Consider the following 18,021-nt stretch of genomic DNA (forward strand, 5'->3'; position numbering starts at 1 on the left):
GAATTAAAACCTGCACCCGAACCAAAACCTGAGCCGATAACTGTTAAGCCTGAAACTATAGCGCCAACCCCTGAAAGCGAAACAATCATTCACCCTGCGTCTGAAAACGAAACAATTATAAAGCCTGTTGAACATGAAATTGCGGCAAAACAGAAAGTAAATGTAACAAGTACCGCTGTGCGCGACCTGCCGGAAATGCCGCCAGAAACAGAAGTTAAACCCGCAGCTAAAATCAGTTCTGATGCGGCGAGCAAGCCGGCTATAATGAACGAACCCGATAGCCTTGGCGCAAATGTTGTTGTGTCAACAACCGATGAGGATACTGAGGAAGAAACAGTTGAATCGCCTAAGGATGATATTGAAGAGACCACGGAACATTCGGTTTTAAATGATGACACAAACATAAGCGAAGAAAGCGGGGCGGCAATAAAACATCATCCTGACATTCTGGATGCGGAAAAACTTCAGCAGCTTTATACTTCTCAAAGAACCGAATCTCTGTCATCTGATGATATGCGTTTTGACGAAGAAGCTACAACCATAGCTGACCCCAAACAGCAAACCAATATGCTGTCTAAACCGCTTATGGCCGAAAGTAAGAAAATTAAAGATAAAAAGAAGTTCGAATTGTTTGGCTGGTTAAAGAAAAAAAAGAAGTAAACTGATATAAGGAGGATTAAGTGACCCAGGAAAATCAGGTACTTTATGAGGAGGAGATCGAACAGATCGATAGGGTGCTAACCCGCCTGATTAAAGAAGCTGAAGCTAAATGCGCTCTCATGGTTGATAAGGACGGTCATCTGATAACTCGTCAGGGCTTTACCCACACTCTCGACACGACCGCATTAGCCGCTCTGCTGGCTGGAAGTTTTGCCTCAACCAAGGAAATTGCCAGATTGGTTGGAGAGCCTGAGTTTTCAGTTCTATTTCATCAGGGAAAAAAAGATCATATCCATATCTCGCTAATTGGCGAGCGCACAATCCTTGTGGTAATCTTCGATGACCGTACTACTATAGGCATGGTCAGATTATACGCCAAAGAAGTTAGCGAAACATTGCAAGAAATTTTAGCAAATGCCGGCAAGAAATCAGAAGGTCCAAACTTAGAGCTTGATGATGAATTCTCTTCATCTGCCGAGGACAAATTAGACGACATCTTTCAGGATTAATGGAGCGTCATTTAATAAATGGCTGTTGAAATCGGCAAAATGCTGGTCCAAGCTGGTAAAATTAGCGAAGACCAGCTTAGTAAAGCTCTGCAAATGCAGGAAAACTCTGAGGGCAGACTTGGTGAAATTCTTGTAAAAATTGGCGCCATAGAGGACGAAAACATAATAAGCGAGTTTGTGGGCAAACAACTTAATATCGGCGCCCTCAGACTTACCGATGTGGAATTAAGTCCCGATATTGTAAAGCTTATTCCTCAAGATATTGCCCGTAAGTTTAATGTTATAGCTGTATCTAAAATCGGCAAATCATTAATTGTCGCTATTTCCAATCCTAATAATATTTATGTGCTTGACGCTATCAAGTTTATTACCGGCTGCAATATTCAGCCCGTCATTTCTCCCGAATCTGTCATATCAAAATCTATTGATAACTATTATGAGGATAAAGGAGCGCTGGATTCTATTATCGCTGAAATAGATGATGAACTTGAAGTAGTCGATGTTTCCGAGGAAGAAATAGCAGAAAGCGACCTTCAGGCACAGGTTCAGGATAAGCCGTTAGTCAAACTTGTCGATTCTATTATCGCTGACGCAATCAGGCAGGGAGCATCTGATATTCATTTTGAATGCTATGAAAAGAGAATCCGGGTGCGCTACAGAGTAGATGGCACCCTTCAGGAACGAGCGCCCATTCCATTTAAATACCGCCCCGCTATTATATCCCGTATGAAAATCATGGCCGATTTGGATATCTCCGAACGTCGGCTGCCTCAGGATGGCCGCATTAAAATAAAAATCAAGGATAGAACCGTTGATCTGCGTGTTTCGGTATTGCCTACGATTTTCGGGGAAAAAGTAGTAATGAGAATTCTTGACCCCAAATCGCTAATGGTAGATTTGACGAAACTTGGCTTCCCTGAATTAGCATTGACTAATTTTAAAAATGCTATTGAGTCGCCCTACGGAATGATACTGGTAACCGGACCAACAGGTTCAGGTAAGACCACAACATTATATTCAGCCCTTAAAACATTGAATAAAACGGATGTTAATATTATGACCGCCGAAGACCCGGTGGAATTTAATTTTGACGGCATTAATCAAGTGCTTGTGAAAAGCCGTATCGGCTTAACTTTTGCCGCGGCACTGCGCTCATTTTTAAGGCAAGACCCGGATATAGTTATGGTAGGTGAGATTCGTGACGGCGAAACAGCGGATATCGCCATTAAAGCGGCGCTGACAGGACACTTGGTTTTCTCGACGCTTCACACTAATGATGCCCCCTCAACAATCAACCGCCTTATAGATATGGGCACGCCCCCATTTCTTATCGGTGCTTCCACAAGGTTGATTATGGCGCAAAGAATGGTAAAAAAAATCTGTTCATACTGTAAAAAAGAAGAAAATATTACTCCTGAAATATTGGAAAAACTCGAATTAACGCCTGATCAGTCGAAAAACTTAAAAGTTTATAAAGGCACCGGCTGTAATGAGTGCCACGGCACCGGTTATTCAGGCAGAACCGGTATTTTCGAGGTTATGCCGATATCGACAGCTATTGAAAAGATGATTATTAAGGGATCGTCAACCGCTGAGATAAGAGCACAAGCTATAAAAGAAGGAATGAAAACTTTGAGAGCGGCAGCTTTAGAAAAAATGGCAAACGGAATAATTACTTTAGACCAGGTGATAGCTCAGTCAATATCCGACGATTAAGATAGATATATTTTTGTCGATAACAATATAAACAGAGGAATAATATGCTGTCTCTAAGAGAATTACTTGAATTCATGGTAAAAAATAACGCTTCCGACCTTCATATTACTGTCGGGGTGCCTCCGATTATCAGGATCGATGGCAAAATTGTTAAGACCGATAATGAGAACCTGACCCCTGAAGATACCAAAAAACTTGCCTATAGCATAATGAACGAAAAACAACGCCTGAAATTCGAGGAAAATTCCGAACTCGATTTATCATTTGGAATTGAACAATTATCGCGTTTTCGATGTAATGTCTTCATGCAGCGCGGTAATGTGGCTATGGCTATCCGCCAAATCCCCCATCGAGTGCCAACCTTTGAGGAATTGGGTATCCCCAAACAAATTGTAGAATTAGCAAATATGCCGCGCGGACTCGTTTTAGTAACAGGCCCAACCGGCTCCGGCAAATCGACAACATTGGCCGCATTGATTGATAAAATAAATAATGAACAGCAAAAGCATATCATTACAGTCGAAGACCCAATCGAATATCTCCATCGTCACAAAAACTGCATAATCAATCAGCGGGAAGTGCATTCGGATACTAAAACATTTGCTTCCTCATTGAAATATGCTCTTCGTCAGGACCCGGATGTAATTCTTATTGGAGAGATGCGCGATCTCGAAACAATGGAAGCGGCTTTAATAATTTCCGAAACCGGCCACCTTGCTTTTGCAACACTGCATACAAATTCGGCGGCTGAGGCGGTGAACCGCATCATCGATGTGTTTCCTACTACTCAACAGGAGCAAGTGCGAGTCCAGCTTTCGTTTGTAATACAGGCTGTCGTTACCCAGCAATTGATACCAAAGATTGGCGGCGGCAGAGTGCTTGCCCTTGAAATCCTAATTGCGACACCAGCTTTAAGGGCGGTAATAAGAGATGATAAAATTCATCAAGTATACAGCCTTATGCAGGCCGGACAAAAATTCGGAATGAGAACAATGAATCAATCGCTGTATGAGCTTTATACGAATCGAAAAATCACAATCAATGATGCAGTAAGCCATTCGACCGCTCCGATTGAACTTGAAGAAATGATTAATAAAAAGGTTCCGGTTAAAGGGAATAAAGTCAGTATGACTTGATTAAACCCGGAGGTTAAAAGTGCCAGTTTTTGAATATAAAGGAAAAACAGTTAGCGGACGCGAGGTTCAGGGCGAAAGAAAAGCGAAAAACCGAGCTGAACTTGAAAGATTTTTAAGATCAAATAAAATCTTAGCCAATAAGATTTCAAAAAAACCATCGCAAATTCAGATTAAAATCGGTACCGGTATCAAAAAAATTGATATTTCTCGCTTTACCCGACAATTTGCAACGATGATTGGAGCCGGTTTGCCGATGGTTCAATGCTTGGAAATCCTGGAAAACCAGCTTGAATCGGCAGAATTTAGAAAAATTGCCAGTAAAATTAAGGAGTCCGTCCAAGCCGGTTCGACATTATCCGAAGCGTTGGCAAAGCATAAAAAGGTGTTTGATGACCTTTATGTGAACATGGTCGAGGCTGGCGAGATTGGCGGCGCATTAGATACAATTCTCGTAAGATTGGCGTTATACCGTGAAAAAGCAGATAAGCTGGCGCGTCAAGTTAAAGGGGCGATGGTTTATCCTGTTGTTGTAGGTGTAGTCGCTGGCGGCGTTACATTTGCCATGCTGACTTTTATTGTGCCTGTTTTTGCCAAAATGTTCAGTGGATTAGGAGCCGAATTGCCTGCGCCTACTCAAATGGTATTAAATCTCTCCGGGTTTCTCAGGTCAAATATTCTTACAATGATAGTAGCGGCAATTGCCGCTTTGGTTGGCTTCAAATTCGCTCTTAGGAATCCGAATTTCAATCTGGCGTTTGATAAATTTAAACTTCGAATGCCTCTCTTGGGCGACCTTATTAGAAAAAGTTCAATATCCCGCTTTACCAGAACCCTAAGTACACTGTTGTCATCGGGAGTTTCAATTTTGGATGCTCTTGAGATTACCGCAAAAACCTCAGGCAACCTCGTTATTCAACACGCTATACGAAAATCAATGCTTTCGATTGCTGAGGGTGAAACAATTACCGCTCCTCTTAAAGAATCGGGGGTTTTTCCGCCTATGGTTACTCAGATGATATCAGTTGGCGAAAAGACCGGCGGCTTGGATGATATGCTGTCGAAAATCGCAGATTTTTATGATGAGGAAGTTGATGCGGCGGTAGCGGCTCTTACGTCGGTTATTGAACCTATTATCATTGTTTTTATGGGCGCTGTAATTGGCGGCATTCTAATTGCCATGTATCTGCCGATGTTTGATATTATCGGAAAGATTTCATAAATCTGATATTTGGGACCCCTGCCTGAAAAGGCGGAGGCGCTGCGGCTGGCATACGTCCCCGTTATGAAGCATATCTGTGTATGACAGCTTCAAGCTCCTGCCTAAAAAGACGGTTTTTTTATCATGTTTGAAAAATTCATTCCATCATTTACTTCAACAGAATTGCGCGGACGAATCTTCTGGATATTATCATTAAGGCTTATAATATACGGTCTTCTCTTTACGGCTTTTGTGATGTTCCTTCACTCAAATGAATTCATCTATAGAACATTAATTATCTATGGCATACTTGCGATAGGTTTTTTAGTATATATTTCAGTTTTTAAATATAAACCGCATGAATATTGGTTGAAAATAATTATCGGCACCCAGATAATTTTTGAGTTTTTCATCGAATCAGTGCTTGTTAATCAAATTGGCGGTAATTTTTCACCATTGCTAATTCTATTTATATTATCGATTGTATCAGCCACGATTATTTACGGTTTATGGGGAACGCTTATAGCAGCTACAATCGCCGGTTTATTTTATGCCTTGCCGATACTTTATGATTTTTCGAAATTGTTTCCCGGTATATTTGCATCAGCTCAACTAACGCGATTGGGTTTCTCCTCGGATGAAGCTTTTTATACGATATTTTTACATCTATGCCTATTTTATTTGATTGCTTTTATCGCAGGCTATGCCGCCGAACGGCAAATTTTCGCCTCGAGGGAACTTCGCAAAATAAAACTGGAAACAGATGAAATTTTAGAGAATATGAGTTCGGGAATGATTACAGTGGATAGGCTCGGTCGGTTAAGATATTTTAACAAAACAGCGGGAGAAATACTTGAAATAAATCCCGATTTAGCCCGGAATGCCTCCGGCAAATCGATATTCTTAAAAAAATTCCCGGAATTATACTATAAAATCGATTTGGCTATGACAACCGGATATGTTGAAACGAGGGGTGAAATTGAAATAAAAGTGGATAATAAAATAACTCCGCTGGGTATTTCCACTTCAGTCCTAAAAGATGAAAACAATGTTATACGAGGTGTGATTGTCGTTTTCCAAAATTTAGCTGAGGTAAAACAGATGGAGAAACGGCTCAGGGATGCCGACAGAATGGCGACTATCGGAGAATTATCCGCCGGTATCGCTCATGAAATAAGAAACCCACTGGCTGCAATTTCAGGTTCGGTCGAGGTTCTAAAAATTTCTCTTAAACCGGATGATAAACAGAACTTGAAACTGCTGGGGTTGATAATTAAAGAAAGCGTCAGGCTGAATAATATCATAACCGAGTTCTTAAGATTTGCCCGTATTACCGGAAAGCCGGAGATAAGAACTGATATTGTGCCGGTAATTGATGAATTAATAGTCTTAGCCGGAACCCATCCGGATGTCGGCGAGGAAATTACCATTGATTATCATCATCCCAAAAGCACAGTATATGCCAGGGGCGGCCCTGATTTATACAAGCAGATGCTCTGGAACCTGATATTAAACAGCGCTCAGGCTATCGAGGGCAAAAAGGGTAAAATATCGATATTCTGTACTCAACATATTGAACAAAGCGGCAGGGTTTGGGCAAAAATTACTGTCAGTGATAATGGAACAGGTATTCCGCCGAGTATGCGGGATAAAATATTCAACCCGTTCTTTTCAAATAAATCTGATGGTACCGGTTTAGGCTTAGCGATTGTGGCGCGCATAGTAGACACTTTGGATGGCAAGATTAAATTCGATACCAGCGACAATGGAACCTGTTTTTATATGTATATTCCTGCAAACATTGAAAGAATAGGGGATAGTAAAAAACAACCGCTTCTCTCTGCAACCTGATACAAGATAGTTTGCCTCGCTTGAGGAGAGCCTATATTGTTGACAATAAATACCTATTATTTGTGATTGGCGTACGTCCTTGTGTATCAACTACGCGTAGGATGCCCTTTTGTTGCCAGGCGCAGACAAGCGATTTCGAGTAGATTTCAAGCAGCAGCTATGTTATTACGATAGATTAAAAAATTTCGATGAAACTCCAATTATATTAACAGTTGATTATTCCCGTTTAATTCAATTATATTAAAACTAAATTAAACAGGATTTTCGCTGATGTACTTTTTCATATATCAGCGGTATTATTTTGTATAGTATGATACGGTAATGTTTGCCAAATATAGTAAATAGAAGGATGTGCTTTAATGAAACTTGGTGATATTGAAATTATCTCGATAGTTGAAAACCGGTTTAAACTTGATGCCGGGGCGATGTTTGGAGTCATTCCCAAAGTCATCTGGAGCAGGATGGTAACTGCCGATGATTACAACCGAATTCCGCTGGATATCAATCCGCTGATTGTAAAAACCGACAGCGAAACCCTGCTTGTCGATTCCGGTTTCGGCGATATACTCAGCGCTAAATTTGAAAAGATTTTCGGCTTGGAAAATCCCACTCAATTAGACAGCGAACTCAAGAAAAATAATATCGCGCCGGAGGCTATAACCGGTGTAATATTCACTCACATGCATGCTGACCATGCTCTTGGCGCGTTAAAACACAGCCCGGATGGCGAACTACAGCTCCGCTTTCCTAAGGCGAAATACTATGTCCAGAGACGTGAATGGCAGGATGCCATGAACCCCAACGAGCGAACGGCGGCAACTTATTTAGTAAACAAGCTCAGGCTTTTCGAGGAATCCGGCAGGCTGGAGCTATTGGATGGCGATACCGAGCTTTTCCCGCATATTACAATCAAGCTTATAGGCGGCCATACTCCCGGTATGCAGGGTGTCATTATCGATGGCGATGGCCAGCATATAATTTACCCCAGCGATATTTTACCGCTTCGGTACAACATTAAAATCCCGTACGTATCGGCAGTCGATCTTGACCCTACAGCGACTATAAATCAGAAACGCTGGCTGCATGAGAAGATGCTTAAAGAGGATTGGATTCTGGCATTTGATCATGATATTGAGTTTAAATTCGCCAGATTAAAAGCTGATGAGAAAGGAAAAATCACTCTGGAAAAAGTTGACGGATAAATCGTTCGTATTTAAACCATAACTTTAAGAGATAATCGTAAAATGAATAATAACACCACAAATAACAGGATATATACATGGATATTGAAGCCAAACTTGCTAAATTAAAAAAGATGCAAAATGCTGCCAAGCTCGGCGGCGGCCAGAAAAGAATCGATAATCAACACAAGAAAAAGAAATTAACCGCCCGTGAACGTGTCGAATTGCTTTTAGATGACAACTCATTCGAGGAATTCGACATGTTTGTTACTCACCGCACCAAGGAATTCGGACTCGAAAAGGAGAAATATTTCAGCGATGGTGTTATTACCGGCTATGGTACTATTGATGGTCGTTTAGTATTTATATTCAGCCAGGACTTCACGGTTTTTGGCGGCACTCTATCGGAGGCATTTGCCGAGAAAATCTGCAAGATTATGGATATGGCGCTTAAAGTCGGCGCGCCGGTTATCGGGCTTAACGATTCCGGCGGCGCCCGCATTCAGGAGGGCGTTGTATCTCTCGGCGGTTATGCTGATATATTTTTACGCAATACTCTTGTATCCGGAGTTATTCCCCAAATATCGGTAGTTTTAGGTCCTTGCGCCGGCGGGGCGGTATATTCACCGGCTATTACTGATTTTACCATCATGGTAAAAGGAACATCATTTATGTTTGTAACCGGACCCAATGTGGTAAAAACCGTTACCCATGAGAATGTAACATTCGATGAACTTGGCGGCGCGGATACTCACTCATCCAAATCGGGAGTGTCGCATTTTGCCTGCGAAAATGAGGTCGAGGCTTTGCAGATTACCCGCAAATTATACAGCTTTTTCCCGCCGAACAACATGGAAGACCCGCCGGTTATCGAATGCAGCGACCCGATAGACCGAATTGATGCCGCCTTAAATACTATCGTGCCGGAGAACCCTAATAAGCCGTATGACATAAAAGATGTCATCATGAAAGTCATCGATAATGGCGATTTCCTTGAGGTGCATGCCGATTATGCTATGAATATCGTAGTGGGATTCGCTCGTCTTGGGGGCAAACCGATTGGTATAATCGCCAACCAGCCGGCTCATTTGGCTGGTGTGCTGGATATCGACAGTTCGCTTAAAGGGGCGCGGTTTGTTCGTTTCTGCGATTGTTTTAATATTCCGCTAATTACATTTGAGGATGTGCCCGGATTTTTGCCCGGCACGGTTCAGGAGCATGGCGGCATAATCAAGCATGGCGCCAAACTTCTGTATGCCTATTGCGAGGCGACTGTGCCCAAGATTACCCTCATCACACGCAAGGCTTATGGCGGCGCTTATGATGTTATGTCCTCGAAACACATCCGCGGCGATATCAACTATGCCTGGCCCTCCGCCGAAATCGCGGTGATGGGTCCCAAGGGCGCGGCTGAGATTATTTTCAAAAAGGAGATTGCCGCCTCTGATGACCCCGAGGCATTGCTTAAGCAGAAAGAGGAGGAATACCGTGAACTATTCGCCTCGCCGTTTAAGGCTGCCGAACGCGGCTACATCGATGATATTATCATGCCGGAAACCACGCGCCCGCGTTTGATAAAGGCATTACGCATGCTCGAAAACAAACGCGACCAGAACCCGCCGAAAAAACACGGGAATATTCCGTTGTAGGGGGGATGTGATTGCAGTCGGAAGTAACTTCCAACTGCACATAAATAAGGATTCTTTCGGTGTTATCAGAAGTTACTTCTGACAACAGCATGACTGATAAAAAAGTAAAGGAGTAAATATGGAAGCTAATATGAGTGTTCCCTTATGGATAGTCGGTTTATTGATGATAGGTGGATGGATTGTATTAGAGGGAATAAAATCAGTCTATTTATATATTATAAAAAAAATACATATACGCTATGAATATCGTATTCAGATAGCAAAAATTAAAATTGATAGGTATGAAAAAATATCAAATTTACTTTTCGATATTGTCCATTGGTTTGAAAATATAGTAGTTAATGGCAAAACTGATAAGGATACAGATAAAATGGAAAATATTTTGTACAAATTAAAGAAACTATCATTCTTTTCTTCAATTGAAGTACTAGAGCAAATAAACAAAGTTGAAAAACTGATAGGCAAAGAACATGATGAAAAATCCTTAAAAAAGTTAAAAAAAGAAATAGGAATGGTTGCGTTACGGATGCGACAAGATATATACACAGCACAGATAAACTCAGATTGGGGTTTGATAGATTAGCGATTAACGTGTTGTCAGAAGTTACTTCTGACAACAACTTTTGCGTGAGAAGTATATTATAATAACATGGGATTGAGACATAGACAGAATTTAGAAGGCGGATGTTATTTCATAACAACATCGGTGATTGGATTCGTAAAAGTTTTCGATGATCCGGAATGTTCAAAGATTATCATTGATTCGTTAAATTTTTGCCAAAGAAAGTTTAAATTTCATAATAATGCCTATGTTATTATGCCAAATCATATTCATTTAATACTAACTCTAAACGAAAACACGAAAATTTCAAATATAATGAGAGACTTTAAAAAATATACTTCAGTAGCTATAAAGCGTTATTTTGCTAAAGGAAATAATATTGCTATATATAATCAATTACAAAAACATGTACCATCCAAATCAAATCGCTCTTTCATATTATGGCAACCCAGATTTGATGACTTACAGATATTTACAGAGAAAGTATTTTTGGTTAAAATGAGGTATATTATTTATAATCCAGTAAGAGCAGGTTTAGTATCAGAACCTGAAGATTGGCAATATTTATATTATGAATCTATGCCAGATTGAAGTCGGAAGTAACTTCCGACTGCACAAGGACGAAACTTCCTACTGTGCAAGAGAGTAACTTCCTGTGAACAAGGAAATGGATGTTGAGGATGTGGTGTCAGAAGTTACTTCTGACACCAGCTTGTAGGTCAATTCGCCTGAGGCGGACTTGTGGTCTTGACTATTTCCCGCGTCGTCAGTCCGCCCAGGCGGATTTCCTGACGACATTGGCAAGGGGCTTGTGACCCGTATGGCTGTTGGTGCATGAGGGACATACACCAACCACAAACACGTCACTCGGCGGCTGGCAGACGTCTTTCTCTACTGCGAAGCTGGGGTACGCTTCAGTGTTGTCAGAAGTTACTTCTGACAACAACTTGTAGGTAATCCGCCACAGCGGACGCCACAGCGGACGCCACAGCGGACAACATCCTGACACCGGCAACTTTTTATCAACACCCGCGTTATTTATATTGACTCAAACGGTATAAAATATTATGATTTAGTCAAAATTTAGGAGGTTTCTTATGTGGATAATCCGTTATGCTGTTGCCGCACTATTGATAATTGGTCTTCTGGGCTTTACCATTCAGAATTCGTACCAGAGAACCGTTATCAACATCGCCAATCAAACTTATGAAAATGTTCCTTTGATTTATGTAGTTTATATCGCCTTTTGCCTAGGCTTGATTTTCTGGTTTGCGATTTCAGTTATCCAGTATTTCAGGATTATGGGACAGCTTTCAAGCCAACGAAAGATAAACCGCACCCTAACTCAGGAGATTACTACCCTGCGCAATCTGCCGCTTGAGGAAATCGAGGAGGAAGCGGAGGAAGATAAAGAATGAGCGAAACATTATCGGCTTACTGGTGGCTTGTTATTCCGCTTGTATTAGCGTTTATATTGCTGATATTTTCTCTCGAAAGGCGAAGTTCCAAAGGTAAGAAAACTTTCCCACATAACTATGTCGACGGTCTTAAGGCGATTATCGCCGGCGATGATGACGGCGCTTTTGTCAAACTAAAACAGGCGGTGGCGGATGACACCGGCAACATCGACGCCTATCTCAAGCTCGGCGATTTATTCCGCAAACGGAGCCATCTCGAGAAAGCAATTCAGGTGCATCGTGAACTGCTGATTCGCAAGAATATCGACCAGAATACAACCTCGATGATACGTCAAAGCTTAACCGAGGATTACATTCAGGCAAAAAAATACGAGCAGGCTTTGGAAATCCTCGAAAAGCTCGTCAAGGACGCCTCATTTAAAAACTGGGCACAGGAGAAGATGCTTGAAGTTTACGAGAAAACAAAGCAGTGGGAGAAAGCATTTAATACGCGAAAAAACATTTTGCATTCGAAAGACCAGTATCACAAGCTGGCGGTTTACCGTCACCTAAACGGCAATATCCTGTTCAATGAGGGCGAGTTCCACAAAGCCCGTTTAGCCTACAAGGAAGCGCTTAAATATGACAGTAAATTCGCGCCCGCTTATATTATGATAGCCGAATCGTATCTGGCTGAAAACAGAAATGACGACGCCGCTAATTTTTATAAGAAACTCGCCGCTAATGTTCCCTCTGAACTTTATCAGGCAACTCGCAAGATAGAGCAGACATTTTTTGAGCTGGGGCGTTTTTCGGATGTTGAAACGACTTATAGGGAGGTTTTAGAAAACTGCCCGGATGATTTAAATATCCTTAAAGCGCTGGCGGGTATCGAGGAGAAAAAAGGCAATATCCCCGCCGCCATTGAAACATTAACGCCGGCCTTAAACGCCGAGTCTAAAGAGGCAGTGGCTGTAACCCGTTTGGCTGAGCTTTATCTGAACAACAACCAGCAAGAAAAAGCAATTGAGGTGCTGGAAACCATACAGGAAAAATGGCCATCGTTAAAACAGCAATACAAATGCCCTCATTGCGGAAATATAACAGCCAAGCAGGAAATAGTATGTCCGAACTGCAAGCGGGTTGGACCGTATAAAAGATTATGAGGTTATCCTTAATAATTATCCTTTTCTCCGCAGTGTTATGTTCCGCCTCCGAGGTTGACAGTTTAATCGAGAATGGCCAGCTGGCTAAGGCTTATCAATACCTCATCGACAATTATAAAAACACTCCGGATGAGCCGGAATATCTTTTCGTTAAGGGGAAAACCGAGGAATCCGGCGAAACATCCGCCGCCTATTTCAAGGATTTTATCAATAAATCATCGGGCAATTCCCGTCTTGTCGACTGGGCGAAGCTTGATCTCGGCAAATACTATTTAGCGCAAAAACTATATGTAACTGCCAACAAGCTTTTCGAAAATATCGACCAGGATTCGCCGTTCTGGGATGAGGCGTCCTATTTAGCGGCCAAGTGTCTGCTTATGTCGGATGAATACGAACTTGCCGCCGATGATTTCAAGGCTATCACCGACCGATATGAAAGCGAAGAATCTTCAGAGGTTAAAGACAAGCTGGAGCAATTTTACAACTGGGCAAAGCTGGGTTTGGCGGATGCCTACGCATCGCTAAAAGATTACAATCAGGCTGAGTCGGTTTACACCGAACTGATAGAGCCGGAACGAGAGCATGACATATCTGCCCCGGCTCTTCTGGGACTGCAGGATATCGCCCAACAGCAGAACAAGCAGGACAACTCCCGCGAGTATGCAAACATGTACAACGAACGATATCAACCGGATAGTCCGGTTATAGAAAATTCCGGCAGGGATACTGCCGAATCAATTTCGGCTAAACCGGAAAAATATGAGCCTGCTATCAAGCGCAGTTCGGGCTATTTCATTCAGGTTGGCGTATTCCACAATCGAGAAAACGCCGACAGGATGTCAACGCTGTATAAGGAGAGCGGCTACAAGGCTTACATTGAGGTTTTCATCGAAGGAGGCGAGGAATTCCATCGCGTAATGGTAGGCGGCTATCAATCCAAACAGCAGGCGGAGTTCGTCAAGAAGCGTTTAGAGCGCGCGATAGGGGAGAAGTATTTCATCATCAAGCGGTGATGTTTTTAGCATATCTTAAAACCTCATATCCATAAACCGATTTAATAACCAACTCTAAGCAGTTATGTTTATTTACATGTTTAACAATAGAAGTAATAACCAACCTTTTCAGGGTCGGAGCGGGCTTGAAAAACCCGTCTATTAAATGCTTTGTATTGCTGTTATTATTGGCGTTATAGTGTTTCGTGGTTGGTATGCGTCCTCGTGCACCAATTAGCATAGTAGGGCAGGAAGTCCCTGATATCCTGCATATTGGGCTTCCGGTGTTGTCAAAAGTTAATTCTGACAACCGCATAATTAATCCATTGACTAAGCATATATTTGCGTGTTGTCGGGTCTCCCAACCCGATGTCATAGCGCTGGTAGGAAAGAAGCATCTTCAGCGGTAATACTTGCCCTGCGAGTTTAACTGCTTGAAATTGAAAAGGATACGCTTAATGTATAAAATCTATACACAAATATTAATATATTTTTTTATACATTATAAGGTAATAATGCTTGCAATAAATAAAATTTATAATATATTATCTAAAATTACTAATATTAATTATTTTTAATGAGAAATTTTGGATAATATAGTAACCAGATTATTAGAGAGAAGTGAACCTAAACAAAAGGAGAGTACCATGAGGAAAATGGTAACAATTTTTTCACTGGTCGTTTTTGTCGCTTTAATTGGAATTACGCAAGCGACAACTATAGACCCCACAACATCAAAGGCCTATGATTTCAACATCAATAAGGCTAATGATGTCAACATTAACAAGGCATCCGACAATAATCAAAATGATGCCTCAATTTATGATTCAACAATTAGAGACTACATCAACCCTAATCCTGTTACGCTTGATACCCGCGGCGGTAATATCCTTTGGGATCTAACGCATGGCGTTACTTATGGATACGATCCTTATGGCCTATACAGTAATCTTACTGCATATCTTGATGGCTTAGACTTTACAATGGATACCACTTCAATTGGTTTGAATAATATAGATTTATCTCAATATGATATTATTGTTATTAGCCTTGGTTCCTCTTGGCATGGGGCTTACACACCAAGTGAAATTGCCGCTGTTGAGGCATTTGTTAATAACGGCGGCGGACTGTTTATTATGGGTGATAATAGTGCTTGTCCTATTGGCAATATAAATCCGATGGCACAGTCATTTGGAATGAATTTTGGTGGTTATCTTTATCCTCTTGATCTTTATGTTAGCGATTTTGAAAACCACCCTATCTTTAATGGTATAACCGAAATTTACTATAGAGCCGCCGGCGATATAGCAATTACCGGACCTGCCGAATGGGTTGCTTATTCTGATGCTGGTCAAGGAGTTGCAGCGGCGGCTGAAGTTGGCGCCGGGCGAGTTGTTGCGCTAAGTGATTTGAACTGTTTTGAAAATAGCTACTATGGCATCTCGCAAAACCAAGCATTCTCTGGCAATATATTTAACTGGCTGGCTCACTCTGATGATGCCGATATTCTTTGGGATTTGACACATGGTGTTTATCTTTCCTATGAGCCATCCGGCTATTATTCTGACTTAGCTGCTTTGCTTGCCGGAGAGGGTCATGGAATTGCTGCTACAGCTAGCGGATTAGACAACGTAGATTTATCCGGTTATAGCGCAATTGTCATATGTCTTGGTTCTGCTTGGGATGAAGCTTACACTCCAAGCGAAGTTGCCGCAATTCAGGCTTTTGTAGCGGATGGCGGCGGCTTATTGGTAATGGGTGACAACATTGGTTGCCCAAATGATAATATTAATCCTGTTTCCCAAGAATTTGGAACAACTTGTGGAATTTCTTCAATTAGTCCGGAAGATTTATATATTACCAACTTGGAAGACCATGCTATATTTAACGGCATATCAGAAATATTTTTCCGAATAGGAGGTGAAATCAGCGTAATTGCCCCCTCAAGCGTTGTTGCCAGTTATGAATCTTATGCAGTAGTGTCCGCCGCAGAGGTTGGTTCGGGGCGAGTTGTTGTTTTGGGAGATTTAAACTGCTTTGATAATACCCAATTATCTTATTCCCAAAACCAGGCTTTTGCTATAAATATTTTCGACTGGTTTATACAGACTCCTTCAGATAATATAATCTGGGATATTACTCATGGAGTATATATGGATTCCTATTCACCAGACTTTAGCTATGCTATAATGCAGTCTCTTATCGAGCCGCATGGCCACAGCATTATTACCACAGATGCCGGAGTCGAAAATATTGATCTGTCAATGTATGACGTTTTAGTTGTAAGCTGGGGTACTGCCTATAGTTCAGCATATTCGTCAAGTGAAGTGGACGCAATTGAAGCTTTTGTTGAAAATGGCGGCGGATTATTAGTCATGGGCGATAATCCCGGATGTCCAAATGGAAATATTAATCCGGTTTCCCAAGCATTTGGAGTAACTTGTGGAGATACTACAATTGGTCCAAACATCTCTGACCTTGAAGAACATGAGGTTTTTGAAGGCGTATCGGAAATTTATTTCGTAGGTGGAGGAGCAATCAACGTCACCTCACCCTCCATGCCTATTGCTTCCAACGGCGGCGGATTGCATGCTGTCTCAGCATATTCGGATGGTAATGCAAAAGTAATTGTAATGGGCGATGCAAACCTGTTTCAAGACGCTTATATTATTGAAGCCGATAATGAGGATTTTTCGGTTAATCTGTTCAACTGGCTTGCTGAGGATGAAACCGGCATTGAAGATATTAAGTCAATAATCCCGATGGCATATTCGCTATCGCAAAATTATCCCAATCCGTTTAATGCCCGGACTATCATCCAATACAATTTGCCCGAGGCTTCACAGGTTAGTATCGATATATTCGACCTTCTGGGACGGAAAGTTGCCTCTCTTGTTGATGAGAAACAGACATCGGGAATTCATCAGGTTATCTGGAATGCCGACAATGTTTCTTCCGGTATGTATTTCTACAAACTTCAAGCAGGCGACAATATTGAGACAAAGAGCATGACGCTTTTGAAATAGCCTTGATACTCACATCTATCAATCTTTTTCTATCGGCGGCAGAAAATTACTTTCTGCCGCCGTTTTGTCTAAGCCCGGATTTTACTGTTGATTTTTAGCAATAAGCCTAACATTATATACATCAGCGCGCGGGGCGAATTGCATATGCTCTTAGTATATTGACTCCTAACTCTTCCTGTCCAAGGTTGAATATCACCATCTGCTCGATGTCAGCAGTAATCCTTTTTTGCCTGATTTCATCAACCATGATTATACCTCTACTTTAACCTCTTTGCGAAGTTTAAACCCGCTAATGATATTCCTTAACTCTTCGACTTGCTTGTTGAGCTGTTCGGCGGCGGCGGCGGTTTGTTCGGTGCCGGCGGCGGTTTCCTTGGTAACTCTATCGACGTTTTCGACATTTTTCGAGATCTGTTCAGCCGCGGATGACTGCTCTTCGGAGGCGGTGGCTATTTGTCTCATCATATCCTGAACCGCTTCAATAGCACTGTAAATCTCATTTAATGAATTGCTGGTACTTTGAACCAGTTCTTTGCCGCTTTCAACAATTTGCTTGGAATCATTAACCTGTTGGTTGGCAGTGCTAACATCATTCTGAATGCCTTTGATAGTTTCAGCCACTTCTTTAGTAGCTGTTGTTGTGCGCTCCGCTAGTTTCCTAACCTCATCGGCAACAACGGCAAAACCGCGTCCCTGTTCACCGGCGCGAGCTGCCTCTATAGCGGCATTTAATGCCAAAAGGTTGGTTTGGTCGGCGATATCGTCAATTACACTGATAATCTCGCCGATAGCGGTAGCTTTTTCCGCCAGTCCATCTATATTTTGAGCGGTAACATTGGAAGATTCTGCAATCTCTTCCATGCCTCGCGAGGTATCATCCGCCAACCTGCTTCCCTCTTGCGCTTTTGTTGCTGTTTCCTGAGTTTTCTCAGAAACTTCACCGGTATTTTTGGAAGTTTCAACTATTGTGGCAGTCAT

Annotated in this window: 15 protein-coding genes; 14 read left to right on the forward strand and 1 reads right to left on the reverse strand. The window is 41.9% G+C overall.

What is annotated here, in order from left to right; genetic code table 11:
- From J7K40_09465 to J7K40_09530, 14 genes are all read left to right on the forward strand, one after another.
- A partial coding sequence (locus J7K40_09465) for a hypothetical protein (protein MCD6162625.1) occupies window positions 1-660 on the forward strand: 660 nt, incomplete at its 5' end.
- Window positions 661-680: 20 nt separating this feature from the next.
- Entirely contained in the window at window positions 681-1,169 is a 489-nt protein-coding gene (locus tag J7K40_09470) for a roadblock/LC7 domain-containing protein (protein MCD6162626.1), read from the forward strand.
- A gap of 18 nt (window positions 1,170-1,187) precedes the next feature.
- Complete coding sequence (gene pilB / locus J7K40_09475) at window positions 1,188-2,885, forward strand: type IV-A pilus assembly ATPase PilB (GenBank protein ID MCD6162627.1); 1,698 nt, start codon at window positions 1,188-1,190, stop codon at window positions 2,883-2,885.
- 47 nt (window positions 2,886-2,932) lie between these two features.
- The gene (locus J7K40_09480; GenBank protein MCD6162628.1) at window positions 2,933-4,021 is read left to right on the forward strand and encodes a type IV pilus twitching motility protein PilT; all 1,089 of its coding nucleotides are present in this window, start codon (window positions 2,933-2,935) and stop codon (window positions 4,019-4,021) included.
- Window positions 4,022-4,040: 19 nt separating this feature from the next.
- A complete protein-coding gene (locus tag J7K40_09485; GenBank protein ID MCD6162629.1) occupies window positions 4,041-5,240 on the forward strand; it encodes a type II secretion system F family protein in 1,200 nt (399 codons plus the stop codon).
- 123 nt (window positions 5,241-5,363) lie between these two features.
- On the forward strand, window positions 5,364-7,070 hold the full coding sequence (locus J7K40_09490) for a PAS domain-containing protein (GenBank protein ID MCD6162630.1): 1,707 nt from the start codon (window positions 5,364-5,366) through the stop codon (window positions 7,068-7,070).
- Window positions 7,071-7,429: 359 nt separating this feature from the next.
- A complete protein-coding gene (locus tag J7K40_09495; protein ID MCD6162631.1) occupies window positions 7,430-8,272 on the forward strand; it encodes an MBL fold metallo-hydrolase in 843 nt (280 codons plus the stop codon).
- Between the two features lie 83 nt (window positions 8,273-8,355).
- Window positions 8,356-9,900, forward strand: a complete 1,545-nt coding sequence (locus tag J7K40_09500; GenBank protein ID MCD6162632.1) for an acyl-CoA carboxylase subunit beta — start codon at window positions 8,356-8,358, stop codon at window positions 9,898-9,900.
- A gap of 118 nt (window positions 9,901-10,018) precedes the next feature.
- The gene (locus J7K40_09505) at window positions 10,019-10,483 is read left to right on the forward strand and encodes a hypothetical protein (GenBank protein MCD6162633.1); all 465 of its coding nucleotides are present in this window, start codon (window positions 10,019-10,021) and stop codon (window positions 10,481-10,483) included.
- 66 nt (window positions 10,484-10,549) lie between these two features.
- Window positions 10,550-11,053, forward strand: a complete 504-nt coding sequence (locus J7K40_09510) for a transposase (GenBank protein ID MCD6162634.1) — start codon at window positions 10,550-10,552, stop codon at window positions 11,051-11,053.
- 506 nt (window positions 11,054-11,559) lie between these two features.
- Window positions 11,560-11,880 carry a DUF1049 domain-containing protein gene (locus J7K40_09515; GenBank protein MCD6162635.1) on the forward strand — a complete coding sequence of 107 codons (321 nt, stop codon included), beginning with the start codon at window positions 11,560-11,562 and terminating at the stop codon, window positions 11,878-11,880.
- The gene (locus J7K40_09520) at window positions 11,877-13,025 is read left to right on the forward strand and encodes a tetratricopeptide repeat protein (GenBank protein ID MCD6162636.1); all 1,149 of its coding nucleotides are present in this window, start codon (window positions 11,877-11,879) and stop codon (window positions 13,023-13,025) included. Before J7K40_09515 ends, J7K40_09520 begins: the two co-directional genes overlap by 4 nt.
- Window positions 13,022-14,038 (forward strand): SPOR domain-containing protein, encoded by a 1,017-nt coding sequence (locus tag J7K40_09525; GenBank protein ID MCD6162637.1) that lies wholly within the window; start codon window positions 13,022-13,024, stop codon window positions 14,036-14,038. The genes J7K40_09520 and J7K40_09525 overlap by 4 nt, the downstream gene beginning before the upstream one ends.
- Before the next feature lie 626 nt (window positions 14,039-14,664).
- A complete protein-coding gene (locus tag J7K40_09530) occupies window positions 14,665-17,043 on the forward strand; it encodes a T9SS type A sorting domain-containing protein (GenBank protein MCD6162638.1) in 2,379 nt (792 codons plus the stop codon).
- 249 nt (window positions 17,044-17,292) lie between these two features.
- On the opposite strand, the gene J7K40_09535 is transcribed toward J7K40_09530, so the two are convergent.
- The coding region (locus J7K40_09535; GenBank protein MCD6162639.1) for a methyl-accepting chemotaxis protein at window positions 17,293-18,021 on the reverse strand (729 nt) is incomplete at its 5' end.

The organism is Candidatus Zixiibacteriota bacterium (genome assembly GCA_021159005.1).
GTDB lineage: Bacteria > Zixibacteria > MSB-5A5 > UBA10806 > 4484-95 > JAGGSN01.

Coding starts and splice junctions, on each gene's coding strand:
- J7K40_09520 (MCD6162636.1), top strand. CDS start 11,877: ATGAGCGAAACATTATCGGCTTACTGGTGGCTTGTTATTCCGCTTGTA.
- J7K40_09510 (MCD6162634.1), top strand. CDS start 10,550: ATGGGATTGAGACATAGACAGAATTTAGAAGGCGGATGTTATTTCATA.
- J7K40_09490 (MCD6162630.1), top strand. CDS start 5,364: ATGTTTGAAAAATTCATTCCATCATTTACTTCAACAGAATTGCGCGGA.
- J7K40_09505 (MCD6162633.1), top strand. CDS start 10,019: ATGGAAGCTAATATGAGTGTTCCCTTATGGATAGTCGGTTTATTGATG.
- J7K40_09515 (MCD6162635.1), top strand. CDS start 11,560: ATGTGGATAATCCGTTATGCTGTTGCCGCACTATTGATAATTGGTCTT.
- J7K40_09525 (MCD6162637.1), top strand. CDS start 13,022: ATGAGGTTATCCTTAATAATTATCCTTTTCTCCGCAGTGTTATGTTCC.
- pilB (MCD6162627.1), top strand. CDS start 1,188: ATGGCTGTTGAAATCGGCAAAATGCTGGTCCAAGCTGGTAAAATTAGC.
- J7K40_09530 (MCD6162638.1), top strand. CDS start 14,665: ATGAGGAAAATGGTAACAATTTTTTCACTGGTCGTTTTTGTCGCTTTA.
- J7K40_09495 (MCD6162631.1), top strand. CDS start 7,430: ATGAAACTTGGTGATATTGAAATTATCTCGATAGTTGAAAACCGGTTT.